Raw genomic sequence first — 22,863 nt, 5'->3', positions numbered from 1 at the left:
CCCGATGACCCTGTCAACCGATGACCGCTTTGCCCTCAGCGACCTGGTGCACCGATACGCGGCCTACATCGACGACCGTCGATTTGACTCCGCCGCAACGCTTTTCACCTACAGCGCGGTGCTGGAGCTGCCCGAACCGCCCAACGCGCTGACGCCGATCCATTCGCATCACGGGCGCGACGCCATCGCCGCCGCGGTCGCCGTGGTCGGGGCGCTCACCCGCACCGAGCACGCCATCGTCGGTGAGGTCTACGACGCGGCCGTTCGGCCGGGCACCGCCCGTGGGCGGGTGGCGTGCGTCGCGCACCACTGGGACCGGCGCGGCGACGACCTTGTCGACGTGGTCTGGCACCTGCGCTACGACGACGAGTACGAGCTGGCCGACCGCTGGCGGATCGGCCGCCGGACGTTGACCATCAACGCTCTTGAGACCCGTTCCGCCCGTCTCGTGCGGCGACACGACCCGATTTCGTGACCTTGCAGAAGACTTTGCGCTAACTCACAGCGACCCCTAATGAACCGAATTTGCGGACGAATTGTCCGGTTCATTAAGCACTTGCGGATACCGCCGCCCGGCCCGGGCCGGATTTAGCCAGCACCGGGCCGACGCCGGCGGCTGCGGGTCCCCGCGGGCCCCGGAACGAGGCCCTTCTTCCTGATCGTGTCCAATTTTTACAAGTCGGTCCGTGTATTTTCGGCCGCGTGACGAACACCGAACACCTTCAGCTGGAAGTCAATTCGTCAGGAACCACCGGAGTCCGAGCGGCAGCGGACGGCAACGTATCGACCCTTGCAGTGGGCACGCCGCTGGAGTCCGCACCGGATTACCGCAACGAGATTCACACCGCCGAGGACATCATCGACGTCGAAACCTATGGTGGCGGCTTCGATCTCACCAGGCGGGCGACCGCCCCGAAGCTGCGCATCGGGCGCGATCGGTGGTTCAACCTGCTGTGGCTGATCCCGATCGGCTTTGCCCTGATGGTCGCCGCGGTTGCCGTCGGCAAAGGCCTGCACAACATGCCCGCGGTGCAGTCGTTCATCGCGCGTCATCCCGGGACGGACAGCGCCGGCGTCACGCCCGGCCTTCCGGCCTGGATCGGTTGGACGCACTTCTTCAACCTGTTCATGATGATGTTCATCATCAGGACCGGGATCCAGATTCTCTGCGACCATCCCCGGCTTTACTTCAGCCGCAACGCCACTCCCGGCAAGGACGAGTGGCTGCGAGTCGGCCCGCCGGTGCCCGACGACGAACTGTGGACCGCCAACGCCGACACGGTGGCGCTGCCGCCGCAGCTCGGCCTGCCCGGCTTCCGTCACTCGATCGGGCTGGCCCGGTGGTGGCACCTGGGCGTGGACGTGCTGTGGCTCGTCAACGGCGCCGTCTTTTACGTGCTGCTGTTCGCCACCGGACAGTGGCGCCACATCGTGCCGACCAACTGGGACGTCTTCCCCAACGCCCTGTCGGTAGCGATCCAGTACATGTCGCTGGACTGGCCGACCGACAACGGCTGGGTCGCCTACAACGGCCTGCAGCTGCTGGCGTACTTCACCACCGTGTTCATCGCCGCCCCGGCCGCGTTGATCACGGGCCTGGGGATGTCGCCGGCGCTGTCGCAGCGCGTGCACTGGCTGAGCAAGCGGCTCAGCATCCAGCACGCACGGTCGCTGCACTTCGTGGTGCTGGCCTACTTCCTGTTCTTCATCCTGGTGCACGTGACGATGGTCCTGACCACCGAGGCGCTGCGGAACCTCAACCACATGTTCGCCTCGCGCGACGACAACAGCTGGATCGGATTCGGGATCTTCTGCCTGGCGATGGTGGTGACGGCCATCGCGTGGGTCTGGGCCACTCCCTTCACCATTCGTCATCCGCGCGTGATTCAGCGGGTCGGGTACGCGCTCGTCGGCCCGTTCCAGCGGATGCTGGAACAGCTTGACCCCAAGCCCGGCGCCTTCAGCGAGAAGGACATCTCGCCGCACCACTGGCGCAACGGCCGCCTGCCGGAGACCGTCGAGTACAAGGAGCTGGAAGCGAACGACTTCAAGGACTGGCGGCTCAAGGTCTACGGTCTGGTCGAGCACCCGATGGAGTTCTCGCTCGAGGACTTGATGGCGTTGCCCTACCACGAACAGATCAGCCAGCACTTCTGCATCCAAGCCTGGTCGGGCGTCGCCAAATGGGGTGGCGTGCAGATGAAGACGATCATGGACATCGTCAAACCGCTGCCGGAAGCCAAATGGGCGGTGTTCTATTCGATGGGCCTCGGCGCGACGGGCGGCATCTATTACAACGCCCATCACATCGGCCAGATGGATCACCACATGACGATGCTGGCCTACAAGATGAACGACCAACCGCTGCCCTACATGCATGGCAGGCCGCTGCGGCTGCGCAACGAATTGCAGCACGGCTTCAAGCTCGTCAAGTGGATCAAGGGGATCGAGTTCGTTGCCGACTACCGCGACATCGGGAGCGGTTACGGCGGCTACAGCGAGGACCACAAATACTTCGGGCGGCACCAGACGCTTTAAGACGGCCCCGCGGCGTCGAATCCTCAAGTCGTTTGTCCAGAAGGCGATCCGGGTAGCACGACGGAAGCGCCGAAACGGAAGTGACCCGAGGAGACGCCCATGAGGCACAGCCCTGTCCACCATCATCGGAGCGTTCGTCGGCATGACACCGAGCCGGCGACCCAGTACTTCGAACGCACCCCGGGACTGATCATCGTCGCCGCCGCCGCCCTGGCGTTCGTGGTGTGTGTCGCCACGTTCGCCCTGGGAGACGCCGGCGCGGGCGTTGCCGCCGCGATCGTCGCGCTGCTCGCGTTCGGAACCGGCCTGGCCTGGCTTGCCATGGACCGCAGGCGAATTCGCCAGTCGGAACGGCAATGGCCGATCGGGCACGCGGCGCGGTAACGCTTGGGCTTATTGCATGGCGGCGAGGTTGTTCACCGACTTCTCGACGTCGGAGCGCAGCACTCGGGCGACCAACCCGCCGATCGGTCCGCTGAGCAGCCCGCCTCGAAGCTCCGCGGTGAGATGGAAATCGGTCCCGGGGTTCTCGGCCGTGACGGTCATCGCGACCCCGAGCCGAATCCCGCCGCGGCCGCGGCCTTGCAGCGCAATGGCTTTCGGTTCGTCATAGCGGGTGACCGTCCAGTGGATGACGTTGCGAAACCCCTTGACCTTGACGCACGACGAGACGCAGGTGCCCTCCTCGATCTTGTCGGGCACGGGTCCGCGCCACCCGGCGAAGATTGTCATCCACTCGTCGAACCGACTCAGGTCGGACGCCAGTTTCCAGGCGGCCCCCGGGTCTACCTCCGACGACACCGAAACATTCAGTCGTGCCAAGTATTCGCTCCTCCCCGGACGATGATCGCGACCGGCGCAGCAACACAGCGGCCAACACGCAACGCGCATCGAATACCCCGGCGGGGCCGTGCCTATGCGTCGGCCGGGGCCTCAGGGCCAGGCTTGCTCCAATTGCTTGGCCACGTCGATCACCTGCGCGGCCTGCGAGTGGGGCGCGTCGATCTCCTCGGCGACGTACTGGGCGACGAATCGGCGGATCTCGCCGTCGACGCCCGCGAGGATGCGCAGCACCTCGCCGCGGAAGGACTTCGACGACACGTTGACGGTGATGTCGGAGGGCCGCGGTTTCGCGACGTCGACGATCAGTAGCAGCGGCTCGGCGGCTCGCGCCGTGGCCCGCAGCGCGATGTCCCCGGAGACGACGAACCGCTGCTTGTCGAGCCGAAGGTCGAGCAGCAGGTCGATCGACAAGGGGATGTGGATGACGAAGGTGATGCTGTCACCGAGGCGGCGCGTGACCTTGGGCTCGTGGATCTTGACGTTGGCGCTGACCTTCGCGATCCCGCCGGGCCCCTGGGCGATCGGCTCCATGGCGAACTCGTTGCCGGCGATGTCGGCGAATGCGGCGGCGACACGCTCGGGGGTGACGGCGACCTCGAAGAATCTGCGTCCGAACTCTTCGTAGGTGACATAATCGTGAGTCTCCATAGGCTTATACCGTCTCACGTCGGCCGCCGGAACCGGCGCTGATCTGCACGCGTCGTAGGAAATCCCCTATTGCCAGGACGGCCCGCCCCCTCGGCCCGCATTGTGAAGCACGCCACAGGCGGGGGGCTTCGATTCGATCCGGCGGGTGGTGGCCTGGGAGGCTTGATGGATTGGGAGGTGTTTTTGATGTGCGCCCAGGAAGTAACCGAAAAGCGCTCGGCCTCGTCGCCGGTGGGCCTGCTCACCTGGCTCGGCGGCGGTCAGCGCGACCAGCGGTCCACGCACGCCGCTGAAACCGGGGCCGGCGCGGTGGTCGTGTTCGGGGCGGTGCTGGCCTGGCTCGTGGCGACCGTGGTGGTCAGCGAGTCGGCTCGCTGGTCGCTGGTTTCCGTCCTGCCGCTGACCCTCGTCTTCGGCCTGCTGGTCGGCGCGGTCGCTCGCGCCACTACCGCCGGGTCCAACCGCGGATGGCCGGGTGTCGCAGGGCGCGCGCTGGTCGCGGCCGCGCTCGGCGTCGTCGTCGGCGAATTGGCCGCGATGGCCCTGCTTTCCGGCTCGATCGACCACCGTCTCGACGAACGCGCCCTGCGCAACGCCGGGTCCGCGCCGGCCGTCGCGCAAGCGTCGGCGTCCCTGCAACAAACCAGGCAGGCGCGCACCGCCCTCGACAACGCCGTCGACGCCGCTCGCCGGCAGCAGGATCAGGCCCTGGTCATCGCGCGCTGCGAATACCATCCCACCCCAGCCTGCCCGCAAACCCGGATCACCGGCGTGCCAGGCGCCGGGCCCGAAACACGAACGGCCAACGAGCTTCTCGCGGACGCCCAGCACGAGCTGGACAGTGCGCTGGTGGCCCGGGATCGCCAAGCGCCCGAGTTGGACGCCAAGATCTCCCGCGAGGAGCAAGCGCTCGACGAGGCGCGCCACGGCATGGTCGCGGGCGCCGACCGTGGCCCGGGCGCGCGCTGGGTCGCGATGAACGACCTGACCCTCGCCGACGCCGGCGCGCTGTCGTTGCGGTTGCTCGCGATCGCGTTCTGCGTGCTGGTCTACCTGCTGCCGCTGATCCTGCTGAGGTGGCGCGGCGAGACCGCCCACGAGCGCCACGCGGCGGCGCGCGCGGAGCGCGAACGCGCCGAGCTCGAGGCCGACACCGCGATCGCCATCAAGCGGGCCGAGGTCCGCCGCGAGGCCGAAATCATGTGGGCCGAGCACCAACTCACGCAGGCCCGGCTCGCCATCGAGGCCCAGACCGAGATCGACCGCGAGCGGCAACGCCGGCGAGTCGTGGAAGCGATCGATCCGCCGGCTCGGGCGCCGTCGCAACGCGCCTTCGAACCGGCCGATGAAGACGTCTACCTGCCCATCGCGGCGGAAGCCGAGGCCGCGAGCCGGGCGACCCTCGGCCTGCCGGCCCCGGCGCAAACCGCCGGCGTGGAGAACTTGCCCGCGCCCGTCCGACGCGACGTTGCGCCACGGGAAGACCGGGGCTCGTCGCTGATTCCCTCGATTCCGGATGCCACCAAGGCCGCGGCGCGCTGGATTCGCCCGCTGGTGCCCCCGTTCGTGGGGCGGGTGATCGACACCACGACTGCGCCGTTGCGCACGGCGCGCCAGGTCTTCGAAGAGGTCGAGGAGATCACTTTCGTGCTGCGACGCACCCACAAAATCACGGTCGACGCCGAGAGCTCCGCCGCCGCCGAACGGCCCAGCCATGCTTCGGCGGCCGGTGAAGCCCCCTCCCCCGGCAGGGGTTTCATCGACTCGTCCCGCGACGACCCCGCCCGGCGGGTTCACCCGCGGGTGGGTGGCCCGGACCGTTACGAGTTGTCGCCGGGGACGGCGGAGCGGGGCAGCGAACGGGAACTGCCCCAGCGCGACGGGCCGGCCGAGTTGCATTCACCCGAAGGGCCGCGCCAACTCCCACCGGCGAAATAGGTTGGGGCGGGCCAGATTCCGGGCTATTCGCCGCCGAAGGCTTCGTAGAGTTCGGGGAGGAAGCCCGCCAGGTGATTCATCTCCTGGGCGCAATGCACCAGCAGATTGCGCGCGTTGGTCTCGGCGTTGCCGAGCAACCGCGAGGCGACCGGGCGCACCGCCCGCGATGCGACGCCCGGGACGTTGCGCACCTCGATGTGCCGTCCGCCCATCCAGAATCGTGACCGCATCTCGGCGCCGTTCGGGGTCGACCGGACGTGGTGGATGAACCATCCGACGTCCACCGGGGCCTCGCTGGATCCCAGCCGGGCGCAGATCGCCACCGCGGAGTCGTCATCGGCCGGGCAGCCCATCGTCGCCGGGTCGACGAATTGGATTGCGCCGTTGAGCATCGTCGAGCCGATGTACTCGCTGATCAGCGACCAGCGGCCGATGTAGCGGCGGGCGCCCTGGCGGCCGGCGTCGTCCCCGTCCTTCCAGGCGGCGCACAGGTGCGCCCGCGGATGCCAGAGCTTGTAGCGGCGGGTGTCGCAGCCGTGCCAGCCGAACCACCATGACCACATCGCCGGGGTGACTCCGGGCATGTCGGTGCGCACCGACACCTGATAGCCACCGTCCTCGAGGACCCCGTAGCCGTTTTCGGTCTGCTGGTATCCGTCGTCGGCGACGCGCGCGGCCTCGTCGAACGCCAACAGCGCCATGGCGCCTTGCGGCCCGTGCTCGAGCGCCTCGACGACATGGCGCGGCAGCGGGGCCATCTCGGGCGTGAAGAACCTGCCGAACGGGGTCTTCGCGTCGTCGTCGCGGTAGCCCAGATAGAGGTCGCCGGCCATCAGAGTCGTCCCATCCAGCTGTTGAACAGGCCATCGGGGTCGTACTCGGCGCGCACGCGGTCGAGCTTGGCCATGGCGGCGTCGCTGGCGAACCGCGCCGGACGCTGGCCGAGGTTCTCGTCGGCGAGCTGAATGCCGATGGCGAATTCGGACATCGCGGCCATGTTGGACCGCGCCCAGTCGGCATACTTCGCCTCGTCGGCCGGATCCTTCCAGGAACCGTAGAGGGCCAGGTAGATGTCGCCTTCGATGCTGTAGGCCATGTCCTGGCGGGGCGGGCACGGGCCCCAGTTCAGCCACAGGAAGTGCGCGGGGTGCGGGGGCATCGTGTCCAGGATCGTCCGGATTCCCGGCAGCAGGTCTTCGGCGGGCGCCGACGTCCACATGTTGTCCACCGCGTAATAGTGGTCGGATAGGTAGTGGCTCATCGCGACGTCATACCAGGTCGACAAATCCGTTGGCATGTAAGGAATTTTGACGAGCGCCCGATCGGCGACCGGGCAGGTGCCGAACAGGGCGAGGGCCTTTTCGGCCTCCTCCTCGGAGTCCGCGAAGGCGGGCGATGCCAGCGAGATGACGGGGGTGTCGATACCCATGTTCGGCTCGCCGCGGGAGGCCACGGCCTGCAGTTCGACCCGAGGGTCCACGTCGGCGCTGACCGCGCGGGTCCACGTGAAGACCTCGTCGGCCAGCTCGAATGGATAGACGTAGACGCTGGTGCCACAGGCGCCCGGGCGTGGGTAGAGCTTCAGGTAGAACGACGTGACCACACCGAAGAAGCCGGGCCCGGCACCGCGGGCGGCCCAGTACAGATCGGCGTTATTGCTGGCGTCGCAGTGGATCTGTTCGCCCTCGGCGGTGACGACGTCGAGGCCGACGACGCTCTCGCAGGCCGGGCCGTAAATGCGGCTGTTCCAGCCATACCCGCCCTGCAGCAGATAGCCGCCGAGGCACACACCTTTGCAGTGACCGCCGGGAAAGAACAGTCCCTGCGCCTCGAGATCGGCCATCAGCAGGCTGCCGCCCTTGCCCGGGCCCACCTTGGCGACGCGCGTCTCGGTGTCGATGACAGCGTGGTCGAGGCGACTGACGTCGAGCAGCAGAGAACCGTCGCGCAGGTGGTTGGCCGCGAAGCTGTGTCCGCCCGACACGATGCTGACCTTGAGCCCGCGACCCGCGGCGTAGCGGATCCCGGCGACGATGTCGTCGGCGTCGGCCGCCTGCACGATCACTTCGGGATGGCGTTCCGGGACCCGCTGGTGCCACACGGTGCCGCGCCGGGCCGCCTCGTAACCGTCATCGCCGCGAAAATAGTGCCGTCCGGTCGGTAGCCCGCTCATCGAAGATCTCCCTTGATTCGCAATTCGGATCTTCCAGATCCGAGATGCGGAACACTATAGTGGAATGGTGCCGCCCCCGGGGGAAAATTTGCCAACTGGTCGCGACGAAGGCATCCAGGTGTTACGTCGCGCGGCCGCCGCATTGGACGAGATCGCCGCCGAGCCCGGACGGCTGCGTTTGGTCGACCTGGGTGAGCGGCTCCGGCTGGCCAAGTCGACGGCTCGCCGGTTGCTGGTCGGATTGGTCGAGGTCGGATTGGCCAGTATCGATTCGCAGGGCCGCATTTCCCTGGGCGACCGCTTGCTGGGGTACGGCAATTCCGTCGGAGCGCACCTCTCGGCGATGTTCCGCCCGACCATCGAGCGGGTGGCGCGTGCGACCGGCGGCGAGACGGTCGACCTGTCGGTGCTGCGAGGGCAGCGGATGTTGTTCGTCGACCAGGTGGAATCGTCGCATCGCCTTCGCGCGGTCTCGGCGGTCGGCGTCCGGTTCCCGCTCGAGTCGACGGCCAACGGCAAAGCGGCCCTTGCGGCCCTTGACGACGCCGACGCCGAGGCGGCGATTTCCCGCTTCGGCGCCGAAGTCGCCGACCGGCTCCGGGCGGAACTCGCCGAAATCCGGCGCACGGGCGTCGCTTTCGATCGCGACGAACACACCGCGGGGATCTCGGCAGCCGCCATCGCGCGGCGCACCGTCGGCGACAACGTGGTCGCCATCTCCGTGCCCGCGCCTACCGAGCGGTTCGCCGAGAAGGAGCGGCGGATAGTCGATGCATTGCGCGTGGCGGCCGATTCCCCGGCCTGGACGCGCTAGCGTCAGCGGATCCGGTTGATTCCGCAGTCGAGTTCGGGCCCGGGTTGGCTCGTCGCGCGATTCCGCCGAGGACGCCGCAACGCCCGCCCTCGGGTGGGCCACTGCACCCGGAGCCCAAAAGCGCCACCCTCCGCCCGCGCCTTTGCCTCGTTGAGGTTGGAGACGGCCGGGTTACCCCTCGAAAGCTCGGCCGTCCCAACGTCTCGATCCCCGCTCAACAGGGCACTGCGGAGGAGAACAGCGGTCCCCACTCGTGCCGAGCCGCGGCTTGCGCATCGGTGAAGCTCGGTGTCTTCTCGCCATCGCCGGCCAGATGTACCAGCGCCCAGGCCATCGCGAACACCGGCACCTTGTGTCGCAATGCGGCGCTGTGCAATTCATCCAGGGCGGCGTCCGAGGGGCACCGGCGAAGGCCGATGAGAATGCCCCGCGCGGTGTCGAGGATGCGACCGGACTGCGGACCACACGAAGTCTGGGCCGGGACCCAGTTCGCCGTCATGCTATGGATACCTCCTGCGGCGCCGTCACGAATCCGCCATTTGGTAGCGGCCGAGGAATTCCTGCGCTACGCGTCGTCGCGGCCGCAAAGCTCAAAAGCGCCCTGTGTCATGATTTGTCGATCGGGCTCGTTGTGCCAGACTGCGGCCGTGATTGATACCCGCCCGTGACCGTTTCGGAATCGGCTGCTAATCAACGACTCCCGCATCACGCCGATCGGCGCTGGAGTTCGCTGATCTCGAATTAGATTGCCAACGCTAGTAATTCGTCGAATCCACCGACGATAGAGTCGTAAAAGACGTCATAGTCTGGAATCGCGGTGGTGTCGACGTTCAAGCCGAGCCCGCAGGTATCGACGTAGGTGAGGAGGGTGACATTCACAGCCGCGCCGATTGTGGGTCCGAACGCGTATTGCGCGCGCACCGCGGCGCCACCGAGAAAGACCGGCACCGGAACACCCGGCACATCGCTGGCCACGAAATCCACGTGGCGCAGGACCGAGCCGATGTACCACCGGGGCACCAGGTTGAGCACCCCGGCGATCAATTGCGTGTAGGGCAGCGACCTTTCGTGACGTACCTCCGCAGTGCGCTCCCGTATCGCCCGGATTCGCTTTGCCGGGTCGGCCTCGCCGGCGGGCACGTCGAAGCGCATCAGCGTGATCCGGTTTCCGCCGATGCCGTCTTCTTTGGTCCGCAGGCTGATCGGCATCGTGATGTGCAAGTCGCCCACCGCAACGCCGTGCTTCTCGTGATAGAGGCGTAGCCCACCCGCCACCCCGGCGACGAAAGCGTCGTTCAGCGCGCCACCGCAACGGTGTGCCGCTTCCCGAAGCGGCCGCGTCGGCACCTGATGCACCCCGAGACGCCGGATCAGGCCACGGTCGATTGCTAACGGCGACCCGGGCCGGTTTATCGGCCGCACGGTTCGATAGACCGACGCCGCGGTGGTCGCCGCGGACCTGAAGGTGGCGACGGGCCGCCGCACGCCGTCGTACATCAACCGCGGCAGCCGGGTGGCCGCGCCCGTCAGGGCGCTGTTGAGCAACCCGGTGTCGTAGCGCACGGCATCGCGGTAGTCCCCCAGCAGCGACGACTCCGCGACCGCCGGCTCGGGCGGCATGGGTTCGGCGGGATAAAGCTCTTCAGAGAGATCGAACAGGTGCATCGCGATCTGGACTCCGCCCACGCCATCGGTGAGCGCATGGTGAAACTTGCAGATCACGGCCGCGCCACCGTTTTCCAGACCGTCGACGAACGTCGTTTCCCACAGCGCGCGGGCCCGATCGAAATCCTGCATCTCGGCCACTCGCGCCATCTCGAGCACGTCGTCGAGGGTTCCGGCGCCGGAAACCGTCGCTCGCCGCAGGTGGTAATCCAGGTCGAAATCGCGGTAGTGCTCCCACCGCGGCGGGGCCGGCGCAGGCGACGGCACCACCCGCTGCCTGAACATGGGCATGGTGCGGCTGATCAGGTCGAATCGTTTCCGCACTTCGCCCCAGTCCGGGGGCCGGTCCAAAAGCACGACGCTGACCACGGTGGATCGCAGCCGTGGATCGCTTTCCATTGCCCAGGTGAACGCGTCGCTGGCGCGCATGAATGCAGTCATGTTCGTTTGCTCCTTGCGTCGAACGTACGGCTGCGGGCGCGTCAGGTCACCGGGTTACCGGCAGACGATGACTTTGGTCCCCACCTTTGGCGCCTTTCGTCGACCGCCCCGGTGCCCTACAGAATCGCGTTGAGGTCCTTCGCCTTGGCGATGTCGTCCCAGTCGACGCCGAGTTCCAGCAGGATCTCCTCCGTGTGCTGGCCGTGTTCCGGCGCCCGCGCCGGCGCCGGTGGCGTTTCGTCGAACTGAACCGGCGCCGCGACGATCCGGTACTTCTCGCCATGGTCGTCGACGTTGGTCACCACGTACCCGTTGGGTTCGACCTGCGGATCGTTGAGGGTTTCCCGCGGCGTGGCCAGGGCGCCCCACACGCCGGGCTCATCATGGAGCGCCTGTTGCCAGTGGGCGAGGTCGTAGCGGGCGAACGCGTCGGCGAAGATCTCGGTGGCCGCCGCGGCGTTGGCTATCAAGTTGCTTGACGGCACGAATCGCTCGTCGTTCACCAGCTCGGCCAGGCCCATGCGTTCGCAGAACCCCGCCCAGAACTTGTCCGGCTGCAGGAACACCAGCTGGATCCAGCGGCCGTCGCGTGTCTTGTACCTGTTGACGAGCGGGTTGATGGCCAAGCCGGGCGGTGCGCCCGGGATCCCGTCGATGTCGAAGAAATCGGCCGCCGAGATGGACGGCGCTATCGCCCACATCGCCTGGGCCAGCAGCGAGGAGTCGACGATCGTCGGCTCACCGGTGCGCTCCCGGTGAAACAGCGCGGCGCAGACGCCCCCGGCGAGCGTCGCCCCACCCTGGAGGTCGCCGAACCCGGGACCCTGCACGGCGGGCGTCTCGCTGCCGAACGGCGTGAGCGTGTAGGCGACGCCGCCCCGCGCGAGGTACGTGGCCGCGTCGAAGCCACCGCGATCCCGATCCGGACCCCGCACCCCCAGCCCGGTGCCGCGCGCGACAATGATCTTCGGGTTGAACGAGCGGATGTCGTCCACGGTCAGTCGGGCCCGCTCGAGCGCGCCCGGCAGCCAATTGGTAAGGAACACATCCGCACTCGCCAACAGGCGGCCAAACAGCTCGCGCCCGGTTTCGGATTTGATGTCGATGGCGATGCTGCGCTTACCGCGGTTGCCCAACTCGAGGATGAAGTCGGCGTCCGGGCGGGCCGCCTGGCGGGTGAACCCGCCGACCACCAGCGCGCGCCCGGGATCGCCCGAGGCGACACCTTCCACCTTGATCACGTCGGCGCCCCAGTCCGACAGTGCCGCACCGGCCGACGGCACGTAGGTCCACGACGCCAGTTCGACCACCCGCACCCCTTGAAGCACACCCCGGCGCACGCCAGACATCGCCACTCCCTCGGTCGGCCGCCATTCCTTGCTATTTTAGATATTCTAGTTAGTCTAGGGCGTAGCGGTAGACCCGCTGCAGGTCAGCGCAGTTTTTCGTGGAAGAGATGCGATGGATTCGACCGTCGGCCCGATTCCGGCGCCCGCTGCGGTGAATGCGCGGTGCATCCCACAGCAGACCGGCCGCCAACCGATTCATGTGCACTTCACCGGCGGCGGCGCCAGCGAACGGTGTTGGGCCCCAACGCGGGTCGCGATGTAGCTACACGGACGAAGGACGGGCGATGGGCAGGGTAGCGGGCAAGGTGGCCGTGATCAGTGGCGCCGCGCGCGGTCAGGGCCGATCGCACGCGCGGATGCTGGCCGCCGAAGGCGCGGACATCATCGCGGTGGATTTGTGCGCCGACATCGAGACCAATGAGTATCCACTGGCCCGGCGGGAGGACCTGGACGAGACGGGCCGGTTGGTGGAGAAGGAGGGTCAGCGCGCGTTCACCGCGGTCGCCGACGTTCGCGATCGCGTCGCACTGTCCGCCGCGATCGATGCGGGCGTCGCCGAATTCGGGCATCTCGACGTGGTCGTGGCCAACGCGGGCATCTGCCCGCTGACCGCGGGCCTACCGCCGCAAGCCTTCGCCGACGCCGTCGACGTGGACCTGGTCGGCGTGCTGAATCTGGTGCACGCGAGCCTCAAGCATCTGCAAGCCGGCGCGTCGATCATCGTGATCGGTTCCAATGCCGCGTTCATGTCGTCGATGAACACCACGGGCATCGACGGTGGGCCCGGCGGGGCCGGCTATGCCTTCGCGAAACTGGCTGCCGCACACTACGTCAACGACTTCGCCCTGGCGCTTGCCCCGTTCTCCGTCCGGATGAACGCGGTGCACCCCACCAACGTCAACACCGACATGCTGCACAGCCCGCCGATGTATCGGGCCTTCCGGCCGGACCTGAAGGACCCGACCCGCGAGGACGCCGAGCCGGTTTTCCCTCTCGTGCAGGCGATGCCGATCCCCTACGTCGAGCCCGAGGACATCAGCGAGGCGGTGCTGTTCCTCGCCTCCGACGCGGCGCGCTACATCACCGGGCAGCAGCTCCGCGTCGACGGTGGCGGCTTCCTCAAGGTCAAGCCCTGGTCGGGCGGGTGATCGGGTGAGCCACGGTCACTCCGCGACGGGCGTCGAGCGCCGGCTGTACGAACTGATGGTGCTCATGAAGGCGGCCGACGACCGGCTGTCCAAAGGCATTGGCACCGGCGAATTCGTGTGCGTGTACTGGCCCTCGCGCGGCCAGGAGGCCATCGCCGCCGCGATGGGGGTCGCGCTGCGGCCCGACGATCGGTTGGTGACCACCTACCGCGGGCTGCACGACCTCATCGGCAAGGGTGTCCCCCTGGAGGAGATCTACGGCGAGATGATGGGCCGCACGGTCGGCGCGAGCCGCGGCAAGGGCGGCACCATGCACATCGCCAATCCCGCCTCGGGCGTGATGCTTTCGACGGGGATCGTCGGGGCCGGACCGCCGGTGGCGGTGGGACTGGCGATGGCCGCCAAACGCAAAGGCTCCGACCGCGTCACGGTGGTCAGCTTCGGCGACGGCGCCACCAACACCGGGTCCTTCCACGAGGCGGCGAACATGGCCGCGCTGTGGGACTTGCCGGTGGTCTTCGTCTGCCAGAACAACCTCTACGCCGAAATGACCCCGACCGCCGACACGATGAAGCTCGAACACGTCGCCGACCGCGCGGCGGGCTACGGTATGCCCGGCGTGCGGGTCGACGGAAACGACCCGCTGGCGGTCACCTCGGCGCTCGAGGATGCGCTGAGACGGGCCCGCGCCGGTGACGGCCCGACCTTCATCGAGTGCGTGACGTTCCGGTTCCGCGGCCATTACTTCGGCGACCGGATGCCCTACATCCCCAAGGATCAACTCGCCGCCGCGATGGCGGCCGACCCGGTCCCCCGGTTCCGCGGCCGCCTCACCGAAGCCGGCATCTGCGATGACGACGAACTCGACCGCATCGACGCCGAAGCGCTGGCGGCGGTGGAGACAGCGCTGGAAACCGTGATGACCGCGGATTCCCCGTCGATCGACGAGCTGGACCGCGACGTGTACGCGAGCCCGATCGGGTTCCCGGTATGAGCATGCAAGACAAAGAGATGACGATGCGCGAGGCGGTCAACCTCGCACTGGATCAGGCGCTCGCGGCCGACGACAGGGTGTTCCTGCTCGGTGAGGACATCGCCGATCCCGGCGCCTCCGGGCCGACCGCGGGGCTGTCGACGAAGTATGGCAGGGAACGGGTCCTCGACACGCCGATCTCGGAGGCGGCGATCGTCGGCGCGGCCATCGGCGCCGCCATCGACGGCCTGCTGCCGGTGGCCGAGATCATGATCATGGATTTCATCGGCATCGCCGCCGACCAGCTGATCAACAACGCGGCCAAGCTGAGGTTCATGACCGCCGGACGCACGACGGCGCCGATCACCGTTCGCACCCAGGTCTACGCCGGGCTGGCCACCGGGGCCACGCATTCGCAGAGCCTGGAGGCGTGGTTCATGCACATACCGGGCATGAAGGTGATCGTGCCCTCCACGCCCCGCGACGGGAAGGGCCTGCTGACGGCGGCGATCTTCGACGAGGATCCCTGCCTGTTCGTCGAAACGATCCGGCTGCAGGGCAAGAAGGGTCCCGTCCCCGTCGAACCCGGTTTTTCAATTCCGTTGGGTCAGGCCGACATCAAACGGCCCGGCACAGACGTGAGCCTGATCGGCTACGGACGCTGCGTGCACGACGCGCTGACCGCCGCGACGACGCTGCACGAGCAGGGCGTGAGCGCCGAGGTCGTCGATCTGCGCACCCTGGTGCCCCTGGACGTCGAGACCATCGTCGGCTCGGTCCGCCGCACCCGCCGAGCCGTCATCATCCATGACGCGGTCCAGTTCGCCGGTCCCGGAGCTGAGATCACCGCGATCCTGCACTCGGAGTTGTTCTCCGAGCTGGCCGCGCCCGTCGAACGGGTGGCCGCCCGGTTCGTCCCCAACCCGGCCGCGGCGGCGCTCGAGGCGCAGGTGTACCCGTCCCCGGAGCGGATCGTCGCGGCCGCGCTGAAGACCCTGTCGGGGGCGAGCGCGCATGGTTGACTTCGTTATTCGCATTCCGCGGGTCTCGGTGGCCGTATCGGAAGCCGAGCTCACCGGCCTGCTCGTCGACGCCGGTCAGCACGTGGAGGCGGGCACGCCGATCTACGTGATCGCCACCGAGAAGGTGGAACAGGAAATCGAAGCGGGCGCGTCGGGCACCGTGCAATGGACGGGACAGGTGGGGACCACCTACGACATCGGCGCCGAAATCGGCGTCATCACTTCTTGAACCAGGAAAGGTGAGCACGCATGGACCTCAACGAGACTCGCGAGAGAATCATCTACCAGAAAGAGGGGCCCATCGCCCGCGTCACCCTCAACTGGCCGGAGAAGGCGAACGCCCAGGATCAGAAGCTGGCCGAAGAGGTCGACGCCGCGCTGCTGGACGCGGACCGCGACTACGACATCAAGGTGCTCGTCCTCAAGGCCAACGGCAAGGGCTTCTGCTCGGGACACGCCATCGGCAACAACGCCGTCGACTACCCGGCCTTCGTCGAGGGCGCCAAAGTCATGGGCACGCCGTGGAAGCCGCAGACCGACCTGTTCGTCAAGCCGGTCCTGAACCTCTGGGAGTTCTCCAAACCGACCATCGCCCAGGTGCACGGCTACTGCGTCGGCGGCGGCACGCACTACGGCCTGACCACCGACATCGTCATCGCCTCCGAGGACGCCTACTTCTCCTACCCACCGCTGCAGGGCTTCGGGATGCCGTCGGGTGAATGCTCCATCGAGCCCTGGGTTTTCATGAACTGGCGGCGCGCGGCCTATTACCTCTATCTGGCCGAGGTCATCGACGCCAAGAAGGCCCTCGAGGTGGGTCTGGTCAACGAGGTGGTGCCGCGCGACCAACTCGACGACCGGGTGGAGGCCATCGCCCGCCACATCGCACAGGCGCCGATGACCACGCTCCTGGCCACCAAGGCCAACCTGAAGCGGGCCTGGGAGCTGATGGGCATGCGGGTGCACTGGCAGAGCTCGAACGACCTGGTCGCCCTGGCCTCGATCAGCAAGGATGTCCAGGAGTTGATCCAGACGGTGTTCCGGGACAAGGTGCTGCCGTCCGAACAGGCGCGGCGCCAAGCGGCGGCGGCCGCGTCGACCGACGGCGCCACGGCCACTTAGGTTTTCGCGGGGCTCGCCGGTGAACCTCGCCGACCACGCCACCAGGGCCGGGCACGCGCCGGCCCTCATCCTCGCGGGCGGCGACACGATTTCGTACTCCGAGCTGTATGCCCGCAGCCAACAGGTCGCGGCGCTGTTGTACGGTGCCGGGCTGCGCGGCGGCGACGGCGTTGCCCTGGTCTTGCCCAACCGTCCCGAGTTCCTCGAAATCACCTGGGCCTGCCAGCTTTCCGGTCTGTACTACACGGCCGTCAACACCCACTTCACGCCCGAGGAGATCGCCTACGTCGTCGACGACTCCGACGCGAGGGCGGTGTTCGTCGACGCTTCGATGACCGACCTCGCCAAACACCTTCGCGGCGTCAGCACGGGCGTCGACGTCCACGTCGTCGTCGGCGGCGTCCTGCCCGGCTGGTGCGCGTACGAGGACGCGTTGGCGACCGCGGGCGGCGCGCCCGCGTTGTCGGACGGGTCGGAAATGCTCTACTCCTCGGGAACCACCGGACGGCCCAAGGCCGTTCGCCGTCCGCTGCCGACCGACGGCAACGGGTCCTGGGCCCAGGCGGTGCTGGAGATGGCGCTGACCCACAAGTACGGGATGACCCGGTCGAGCGTGTACCTCTCCCCCGCACCGCTCTACCACGCCGCCGGCGTGAACTACACCATGGCGGTCAACCGCGTCGGGGCGGCGGCGATCCTCATGCGCAAGTTCGACGCCGAAGCCGTCCTGGCGCTGATCGAGACCCACCGCGTGACGCATGCCCAGTTCGTTCCCACCATGTTCGTGCGGATGCTCAAGCTACCGAAAGCGATTCGCGAAAAATATGACGTGTCAAGCCTGCGATGCGTGATCCACGCGGCCGCCCCCTGCCCCGTCGATGTCAAGCACCGGATGATGGAATGGTTCGGTCCGGTCATCCACGAATACTACGGCGGCACCGAGGGATTCGCGGGGACGACAATCGGCCCGCAGGAATGGCTGGCACATCGCGGTTCGGTGGGCAAACCGATGTCCCCGGTGCACGTGATCGGAGATGACGGGCATGAGGTTCCCGTCGGGCACACCGGTGAGCTGTATTTCGAGGGCGGACCCGATTTCGAGTACTTCAAGGATCCCGTGAAAACCGCGTCGGTGTCCAACGACCGCGGCTGGCGCTCGCTGGGGGACATGGGCTACGTCGACGAGGACGGATACCTCTACCTCACCGACCGATCCACGTTCATGATCGTGTCCGGCGGGGTGAACATCTACCCCCAAGAGGTCGAGAACCTGTTGATCATGCACCCCAAGCTCGTCGACGCGGCCGTCTTCGGCGTCCCCAACGACGAGTTCGGGGAGGAGGTCAAGGCCGTCGTCCAGCCGGTCGCCGGCCTGACGCCGGGCCGAGACCTCGAGGCCGAGCTGATCGAGTATTGCCGCGCACACGTGGCCGGCTACAAGTGCCCGCGCACGGTGGAATTCGTTGCGGAATTACCACGGGACCCGAACGGGAAGCTGTACAAGAGACGCATTCGCGAGCGTTACTGGCAAGGGCGGGCATCGCGAATCGTGTGAATCAACGAGGGATGGCGAGATGGCTATCAAGACAGCTTCGGTACGCACCGATGTGAACTGGACACCGCTACCGGTGCCGTGGGCGGTCGAAACCGTCGATCGCATTCCCAAGCAGCGCTACTACGACGCCGAGTTCTACGCGCTGGAAGCGGAGGCGTTCTGGCCGCGCGTCTGGCAGATGGCCTGCCGGCTGGAGGAGATTCCCAAGACCGGTGACTACGTCGAGTACGAGATCCTCGACCAGTCGATCATCGTGGTCCGTGTCGACGCCGACACCGTGCGGGCCTACCACAACGCGTGCCGCCACCGGGGCGTGAAGCTGGTGGAAGGCAGAGGCTCCTGCGGATCCCGACGGACTTTCGTCTGCCCCTTCCACGGCTGGTGCTGGGGCATCGACGGCCGCAACACGTTCGTGTTGCGGCCCGAAGCGTTCGCAGAGGAGAACTTGGATTCGCAAGAGCTGCAACTGGTTTCGGTCCGGTGCGAAACCTGGGGCGGCTGCGCGTGGATCAACCTCGACGGCGGGGCCCCCGCGCTACGTGACTGTCTGGAGCCGTTCGCGTCGATCTACGACGCCTGGAAGGTGGAATCGCTGCGGGTCGAGTGGTGGCAGTCGTGCCGGCTGCCGGTCAATTGGAAGCTGGCGGCGGCAGCGTTCATGGAGGGATACCACGTCCCGCAGACCCATCCCCAGCTACTGCCGCCCGCGCAGAACGGTGGCCCCGCGAAATCCGCGGTGCACCCCGTCGTCGCGAGCAGCCTGTACTTCATGCGCACCCTGGGTACCGGCATGGGCGGGATGACGCACGACAACGACATCCGGATCGCCGAGGGCCTGCAGAACATCGAGCTGCCGGCCGACCCGGCCGCCGCCATGGACGCGTGGCGCAGCGCCCTCAACGACGCCGTGGTCAGCTGGCACCGGGCCCGGGGCAGCGCGATGCCCGATCTCAACGACTTAGCCCGCCGCGGCATCACCGATGCGATCGGATTCTGCTTCCCGCACTACTTCATCCTGCCCACCTACAGCAGCGCGTCGTCGTACCGCATCCGGCCGCTCGGGCCCGAGGACACGCTGTTCGAGATCTGGTCGCTCACCCGGTTCCCCGACGACGTCTCCGCGGGCAGGCCCCAGCCGCCGGAGCCGATGGCGCCCGCCGACCCGCGCTGGCCACCCATCCCGGCGCAGGACTTCTCCAATCTGCCGCGGCAGCAAAAGGGCTTGCACTCCAACGGCTTTGCCTATATGCGGTTGTCAGACCAGATCGAGGGGCTGATCTCCAACTTCGAACGGGTCGTCGACGGCTTCCTGGCCGGCCTGCCGTACGGGGCCCTGCTGCCCGCGATCCAGAAAACCAACACCACCATCGACGTGCCGGTGGCCGACTTGGGATTCGGGGCGGGGCCGCGATGACCACCCGGTGGGACCGCTCCGTCGACCTGCTCATCGCGGGCAGCGGCGGCGGCGGGATGGTCGCGGCGCTGGCCGCGCTCGACTCCGGCATCGAACCCCTGGTGATCGAGAAACAACCCCTGGTGGGCGGTTCCACCGGACTCTCCGGGGGCATGGTGTGGCTGCCGAACAACCCGCTGATGCGCGCCGACGGCATCCCGGACTCGCACGAGGACGGCCTGGCGTACTTCGACGACGTCGTCGGCGACATCGGCCCGGCGTCTTCGCCGGCGCGCCGGGAGATGTTCCTCACCGCGGGCTACGAGATGATCAACTTCCTGATCCGCAGGGGGGTTCGGTTCGTGCGGTGCCCGGGTTGGAGCGACTACTACCCGAATCACAAGGGCGGCAACGAAGCCGGCCGCGCGATCGAGTGCGTCCCGTACGACTCGGCCGCGCTGGGGAACTGGCGTGACAAGGTCCAGCCGTCGATGGCCAGGTCCTACGGCGGGTTCGTCCTCAAGACCAACGAACTGCGTTCGGTGCAGTACTTCAATCGGTCGCCGCGGGCCTTCGCGGTGGCCATGCGGGTGTTCGCCCGCACCAGGGCGGCGAGGCTGCGCCGCCGGGAAATGCTGACCAACGGAGCATCGCTCATCGGTCAGATGCTGAAGGCGCTGATCGACCTGCGCGGCGAGCCGCCGATCTGGACCGAAGCCGCGATCGGGGACCTGATCGTCGAGGACGGCCGCGTCGTCGGCGCGCGCGTGTCCCGGAACGGCACCGCGCTGAACGTCGAGGCGCGCAAGGGCGTGCTGCTCGCGGCGGGCGGCTTCAGTCGCAACGCGGACATGCGGCGCCACTACAGCGGCGAGCAGCCCAACGAGGGGCGCTGGTCCATCGCGAACCCCGGTGACACCGGCGAGGTGTTGCAGACCGCGATCGGATTGGGCGCGAAGACCGACCTGATGGACGAGGCCTGGTGGCTGCCATCGGTTTTCATCGCAGACGGGGGCGACGCGGCGAAGGCGCTGGGCAGCGGCCGGCAGCGGCCCGGCGCCATCTACGTCGACGGAACCGGCCGCCGGTTCTGCAACGAGTCCAACTCGTACGTCGAGGTCGGCAAGGCGATGTACGCGAACAAGGCGGTGCCCTGCTGGATGGTCTTCGACGACGGCTACATCGGCCGATACGTGTCGGGTGCCAACCCATTCAAGAAACGACGCCTCCCCGAAGAACTCATCACGCGCGGCGCGGTCCTGCGGGGTCAGACCATTGCCGACCTCGCGCGCGGGATGGGCGTCCCGGCCGACGCGCTGGAGGAGACGATCAAGCGCTTCAACGGGTTTGCGGCCAAGGGCCTCGACCCGGACTTCGGACGCGGCCAGTCGGCGTACAACGACTGCCTCGGCGATCCGGGGTATCGCCCCAACGCCTCGCTCGGCCCGCTCGAGCGGCCACCGTACTACGCCACCAAGGTCGTTCCCGCCGACGTCGGCACGTGCGGCGGGGTGATCACCAACGAGCACGCGCAGGTCCTCGACGAGGACGACTGCGTGATCGACGGACTGTACGCGACGGGCAACATCACGGCGACGGTGATGGGCCGAAACTATCTGGGCGCCGGCGGAAGCATCGCCTACACGATGGTGTTCGGCTACGTCGCCGCCCGCCACGCCGCCGGCAGGAGGGTCGCCGGCGATCCGAGCCGCACCCGCTAGGAAGTCACTTAGAGCACCACGCCGGACGGCGTTGCCCCAGGCGAGGCCCCCGGTCGGCCGGCAGTCGGCGGCTCGGCGGGGGCGGTCCCGGACGCCTGGTCGCCCACCGCCGCGCCCTCGACAAGTGTCGTTGCCTCGTCGTCCCTATTCTTTTCGTCGTCCCTATTCTTTTCGTCGTCCTTATTCTTTTCGTCGCCTTTGTCTTCGCCGTCCTTTTTCGCCTCGTCAGCGGGCGGTGGCTCCGGGGTGATGTCCGAGGCGAGCTGCGCGGGCATCGAGCCGCCGCCCATGCCCCCCTGCGTGAGGCCCTGGATGCCCTGCATGGCGCCCTGCAGACCTTGCGAAACGCCCTGCATGCCCTGCGACATGTTCCCCGCCAGCTGACCGAGCTGCGCGGGTGTCAGGGTGGGCGTTGGCTTCGGAGCCGCCCCCGTATCGGGCTTCGGCTTGGGGTCCGGCGTCGGCTTGGGGTCCGGCTTGGGCGTTTCACCGGGCGCCTTGATGACCGTGGCCTTGGGCGGGGCGTCCGGGTTCAGCGGCTTCAGAGGTATGTTCGCGTACTGAACGTAGTACTTCAATGCCGATTCCGAAGTCGCCTGAAGTTTCTCATACCAGTCAATGGCTGAAGCTATGTATTCGTGGTAATTGTTTTCCACATAAAACCGATACCAATAATCGCATTGCGATACTTCGTAGGTCGTGGGATGCGCGCCCCCCAGGGCGTGCTGGTTATTGTAGCCGGTTGTGGCGGTAACCTTTTTGTGCACGTCGACGACCCTGTCGGCCTGCTGACCCAGGTCGCCGCACAATTTGGCCATCGAATATATCCAATCTTTTTGTTGTTGGAAATTTCGTTCGACTTGCGCGGTCGCCTCGCCCTCCCAGCGGCTAAAAAGCCGGAATCGATGGGACTGTTCTTGAAATGCCTGCTGGAACGCTTTCCATTCCTGAGCGAACGCCCGAAACGACGTGCCCTGGTCGCCGGACTCGATGTCCTCCGCCGCCTGCCGGACTTCGTAGTAGGGGTATTCGAACGACGGCGCCGCTGCCATTGGCGGGGGCGCCGTCCAGGGCTCGTCCTCGGCGACCAGCGCCGCCGCCGCCACCCCCGCCGCGGAAGAGTCGTTGTTCAGAATGTTGCCGATGTCCTCCGCGGCTCCAGTATCGACCTCTTCATAGGCCTTGGCCGCATTCCGCAGGGATTTCGCCAGACTCTTCCATTCCCGTTCGCACCCCTTGAGGTACAGGCGCAACGTGTCGGCGGTGAGCGCGAGTCGTGCGGCCGTATCGTTGATGAACGAAAGGTTGCATGGCCCTTGCGGATTGGTCGACGGAACGGTCGGCAGCGGTTGCTCGAGTTCAGCAGCTCGGGCCAGGAGTTCCTCGTACTCCACATTCAACGCCTGCGTCATGTCGGGTCATTCTCCTTGTGCTGAAACGAACCTCGCCGGTGAGCCACGCGCTAGGCAGCGCGGTGCCGACATCCTCGATTGGCGTCTACCAGGTGCAATCCTAATTCA

General features: G+C 67.3%; 21 protein-coding genes. 13 read left to right on the top strand and 8 right to left on the bottom strand.

Annotation, left to right across the window (positions count from 1 at the left end):
* Positions 1 to 4 precede the first annotated feature (4 nt).
* From KXD96_RS16395 to KXD96_RS16385, 3 genes are all read left to right on the top strand, one after another.
* On the top strand, positions 5 to 475 hold the full coding sequence (locus tag KXD96_RS16395) for a nuclear transport factor 2 family protein (protein ID WP_260737453.1): 471 nt from the start codon (positions 5 to 7) through the stop codon (positions 473 to 475).
* A 320-nt stretch (positions 476 to 795) separates the two neighbouring features.
* Positions 796 to 2,538, top strand: coding sequence for a molybdopterin-dependent oxidoreductase (locus KXD96_RS16390; RefSeq protein ID WP_260745413.1), 1,743 nt, complete (start codon positions 796 to 798; stop codon positions 2,536 to 2,538).
* 99 nt (positions 2,539 to 2,637) lie between these two features.
* A complete protein-coding gene (locus KXD96_RS16385; protein ID WP_260737451.1) occupies positions 2,638 to 2,922 on the top strand; it encodes a LapA family protein in 285 nt (94 codons plus the stop codon).
* Between the two features lie 9 nt (positions 2,923 to 2,931).
* On the opposite strand, the gene KXD96_RS16380 is transcribed toward KXD96_RS16385, so the two are convergent.
* Positions 2,932 to 3,360: an SRPBCC family protein gene (locus tag KXD96_RS16380; RefSeq protein ID WP_260737421.1), complete on the bottom strand. Its 429-nt coding sequence runs from the start codon at positions 3,358 to 3,360 to the stop codon at positions 2,932 to 2,934.
* Positions 3,361 to 3,471: 111 nt separating this feature from the next.
* Positions 3,472 to 4,029 carry a hypothetical protein gene (locus KXD96_RS16375; RefSeq protein WP_260737419.1) on the bottom strand — a complete coding sequence of 186 codons (558 nt, stop codon included), beginning with the start codon at positions 4,027 to 4,029 and terminating at the stop codon, positions 3,472 to 3,474.
* A gap of 186 nt (positions 4,030 to 4,215) precedes the next feature.
* Here KXD96_RS16375 and KXD96_RS16370 point away from each other — a divergent pair, with 186 nt between their 5' ends.
* On the top strand, positions 4,216 to 5,967 hold the full coding sequence (locus KXD96_RS16370; RefSeq protein ID WP_260745412.1) for a DUF4407 domain-containing protein: 1,752 nt from the start codon (positions 4,216 to 4,218) through the stop codon (positions 5,965 to 5,967).
* Positions 5,968 to 5,990: 23 nt separating this feature from the next.
* Here KXD96_RS16370 and KXD96_RS16365 read toward each other — a convergent pair whose 3' ends face one another.
* Positions 5,991 to 6,800 (bottom strand): DAPG hydrolase family protein, encoded by an 810-nt coding sequence (locus tag KXD96_RS16365; protein WP_260737416.1) that lies wholly within the window; start codon positions 6,798 to 6,800, stop codon positions 5,991 to 5,993.
* Complete coding sequence (locus KXD96_RS16360; protein ID WP_260737413.1) at positions 6,800 to 8,140, bottom strand: FAD-binding oxidoreductase; 1,341 nt, start codon at positions 8,138 to 8,140, stop codon at positions 6,800 to 6,802. Before KXD96_RS16360 ends, KXD96_RS16365 begins: the two co-directional genes overlap by 1 nt.
* 64 nt (positions 8,141 to 8,204) lie before the next feature.
* On the opposite strand from KXD96_RS16360, the gene KXD96_RS16355 reads away from it, so the two are divergent.
* Positions 8,205 to 8,954: an IclR family transcriptional regulator gene (locus KXD96_RS16355; protein WP_260737412.1), complete on the top strand. Its 750-nt coding sequence runs from the start codon at positions 8,205 to 8,207 to the stop codon at positions 8,952 to 8,954.
* A gap of 214 nt (positions 8,955 to 9,168) precedes the next feature.
* On the opposite strand, the gene KXD96_RS16350 is transcribed toward KXD96_RS16355, so the two are convergent.
* From KXD96_RS16350 to KXD96_RS16340, 3 genes are all read right to left on the bottom strand, one after another.
* Positions 9,169 to 9,453 carry an antitermination regulator gene (locus KXD96_RS16350; protein WP_260737410.1) on the bottom strand — a complete coding sequence of 95 codons (285 nt, stop codon included), beginning with the start codon at positions 9,451 to 9,453 and terminating at the stop codon, positions 9,169 to 9,171.
* A gap of 242 nt (positions 9,454 to 9,695) precedes the next feature.
* Positions 9,696 to 11,060 carry a wax ester/triacylglycerol synthase domain-containing protein gene (locus KXD96_RS16345; RefSeq protein ID WP_260737409.1) on the bottom strand — a complete coding sequence of 455 codons (1,365 nt, stop codon included), beginning with the start codon at positions 11,058 to 11,060 and terminating at the stop codon, positions 9,696 to 9,698.
* Between the two features lie 116 nt (positions 11,061 to 11,176).
* The gene (locus KXD96_RS16340) at positions 11,177 to 12,409 is read right to left on the bottom strand and encodes a CaiB/BaiF CoA-transferase family protein (RefSeq protein WP_260737400.1); all 1,233 of its coding nucleotides are present in this window, start codon (positions 12,407 to 12,409) and stop codon (positions 11,177 to 11,179) included.
* A gap of 284 nt (positions 12,410 to 12,693) precedes the next feature.
* On the opposite strand from KXD96_RS16340, the gene KXD96_RS16335 reads away from it, so the two are divergent.
* The 8 genes from KXD96_RS16335 to KXD96_RS16300 are packed head-to-tail and all read left to right on the top strand — an operon-like array spanning position 12,694 to position 21,343.
* Positions 12,694 to 13,557 carry a mycofactocin-coupled SDR family oxidoreductase gene (locus tag KXD96_RS16335; protein WP_260737398.1) on the top strand — a complete coding sequence of 288 codons (864 nt, stop codon included), beginning with the start codon at positions 12,694 to 12,696 and terminating at the stop codon, positions 13,555 to 13,557.
* A gap of 55 nt (positions 13,558 to 13,612) precedes the next feature.
* A complete protein-coding gene (locus KXD96_RS16330) occupies positions 13,613 to 14,551 on the top strand; it encodes a thiamine pyrophosphate-dependent dehydrogenase E1 component subunit alpha (protein WP_260745411.1) in 939 nt (312 codons plus the stop codon).
* 2 nt (positions 14,552 to 14,553) lie between these two features.
* On the top strand, positions 14,554 to 15,552 hold the full coding sequence (locus tag KXD96_RS16325) for an alpha-ketoacid dehydrogenase subunit beta (protein WP_260745410.1): 999 nt from the start codon (positions 14,554 to 14,556) through the stop codon (positions 15,550 to 15,552).
* Complete coding sequence (locus KXD96_RS16320) at positions 15,545 to 15,781, top strand: biotin/lipoyl-containing protein (RefSeq protein WP_260737397.1); 237 nt, start codon at positions 15,545 to 15,547, stop codon at positions 15,779 to 15,781. Before KXD96_RS16325 ends, KXD96_RS16320 begins: the two co-directional genes overlap by 8 nt.
* Positions 15,782 to 15,801: 20 nt before the next feature.
* A complete protein-coding gene (locus KXD96_RS16315; RefSeq protein ID WP_260737394.1) occupies positions 15,802 to 16,674 on the top strand; it encodes an enoyl-CoA hydratase-related protein in 873 nt (290 codons plus the stop codon).
* 19 nt (positions 16,675 to 16,693) lie between these two features.
* Complete coding sequence (locus KXD96_RS16310) at positions 16,694 to 18,229, top strand: acyl-CoA synthetase (RefSeq protein WP_260737393.1); 1,536 nt, start codon at positions 16,694 to 16,696, stop codon at positions 18,227 to 18,229.
* 19 nt (positions 18,230 to 18,248) lie between these two features.
* A complete protein-coding gene (locus tag KXD96_RS16305; protein ID WP_260737391.1) occupies positions 18,249 to 19,643 on the top strand; it encodes an aromatic ring-hydroxylating dioxygenase subunit alpha in 1,395 nt (464 codons plus the stop codon).
* Positions 19,640 to 21,343 carry an FAD-binding protein gene (locus KXD96_RS16300; protein ID WP_260737390.1) on the top strand — a complete coding sequence of 568 codons (1,704 nt, stop codon included), beginning with the start codon at positions 19,640 to 19,642 and terminating at the stop codon, positions 21,341 to 21,343. Before KXD96_RS16305 ends, KXD96_RS16300 begins: the two co-directional genes overlap by 4 nt.
* Before the next feature lie 8 nt (positions 21,344 to 21,351).
* Here the strand turns inward: KXD96_RS16300 and KXD96_RS16295 are convergent, their stop codons facing one another.
* Positions 21,352 to 22,755, bottom strand: coding sequence for a PPE domain-containing protein (locus tag KXD96_RS16295; protein WP_260737388.1), 1,404 nt, complete (start codon positions 22,753 to 22,755; stop codon positions 21,352 to 21,354).
* Positions 22,756 to 22,863: the final 108 nt, after the last annotated feature.

Origin of the sequence: Mycobacterium sp. SMC-2, from assembly GCF_025263485.1 — a bacterium.
Lineage (GTDB): Bacteria > Actinomycetota > Actinomycetes > Mycobacteriales > Mycobacteriaceae > Mycobacterium.
Note: the sequence above shows the minus strand (reverse complement) of the source record. Positions and strands in the feature narration are given on the sequence as shown.

Bases quoted from the DNA above. Each gene is read 5' to 3' on its own strand.
- KXD96_RS16300 (WP_260737390.1), top strand. From the start codon at position 19,640: ATGACCACCCGGTGGGACCGCTCCGTCGACCTGCTCATCGCGGGCAGC.
- KXD96_RS16320 (WP_260737397.1), top strand. From the start codon at position 15,545: ATGGTTGACTTCGTTATTCGCATTCCGCGGGTCTCGGTGGCCGTATCG.
- KXD96_RS16340 (WP_260737400.1), bottom strand. From the start codon at position 12,409: ATGTCTGGCGTGCGCCGGGGTGTGCTTCAAGGGGTGCGGGTGGTCGAA.
- KXD96_RS16345 (WP_260737409.1), bottom strand. From the start codon at position 11,060: ATGACTGCATTCATGCGCGCCAGCGACGCGTTCACCTGGGCAATGGAA.
- KXD96_RS16325 (WP_260745410.1), top strand. From the start codon at position 14,554: ATGCAAGACAAAGAGATGACGATGCGCGAGGCGGTCAACCTCGCACTG.
- KXD96_RS16295 (WP_260737388.1), bottom strand. From the start codon at position 22,755: ATGACGCAGGCGTTGAATGTGGAGTACGAGGAACTCCTGGCCCGAGCT.
- KXD96_RS16365 (WP_260737416.1), bottom strand. From the start codon at position 6,800: ATGGCCGGCGACCTCTATCTGGGCTACCGCGACGACGACGCGAAGACC.
- KXD96_RS16395 (WP_260737453.1), top strand. From the start codon at position 5: ATGACCCTGTCAACCGATGACCGCTTTGCCCTCAGCGACCTGGTGCAC.
- KXD96_RS16335 (WP_260737398.1), top strand. From the start codon at position 12,694: ATGGGCAGGGTAGCGGGCAAGGTGGCCGTGATCAGTGGCGCCGCGCGC.
- KXD96_RS16315 (WP_260737394.1), top strand. From the start codon at position 15,802: ATGGACCTCAACGAGACTCGCGAGAGAATCATCTACCAGAAAGAGGGG.
- KXD96_RS16330 (WP_260745411.1), top strand. From the start codon at position 13,613: ATGGTGCTCATGAAGGCGGCCGACGACCGGCTGTCCAAAGGCATTGGC.
- KXD96_RS16385 (WP_260737451.1), top strand. From the start codon at position 2,638: ATGAGGCACAGCCCTGTCCACCATCATCGGAGCGTTCGTCGGCATGAC.
- KXD96_RS16355 (WP_260737412.1), top strand. From the start codon at position 8,205: ATGGTGCCGCCCCCGGGGGAAAATTTGCCAACTGGTCGCGACGAAGGC.
- KXD96_RS16350 (WP_260737410.1), bottom strand. From the start codon at position 9,453: ATGACGGCGAACTGGGTCCCGGCCCAGACTTCGTGTGGTCCGCAGTCC.
- KXD96_RS16305 (WP_260737391.1), top strand. From the start codon at position 18,249: ATGGCTATCAAGACAGCTTCGGTACGCACCGATGTGAACTGGACACCG.
- KXD96_RS16375 (WP_260737419.1), bottom strand. From the start codon at position 4,029: ATGGAGACTCACGATTATGTCACCTACGAAGAGTTCGGACGCAGATTC.
- KXD96_RS16360 (WP_260737413.1), bottom strand. From the start codon at position 8,140: ATGAGCGGGCTACCGACCGGACGGCACTATTTTCGCGGCGATGACGGT.
- KXD96_RS16370 (WP_260745412.1), top strand. From the start codon at position 4,216: ATGTGCGCCCAGGAAGTAACCGAAAAGCGCTCGGCCTCGTCGCCGGTG.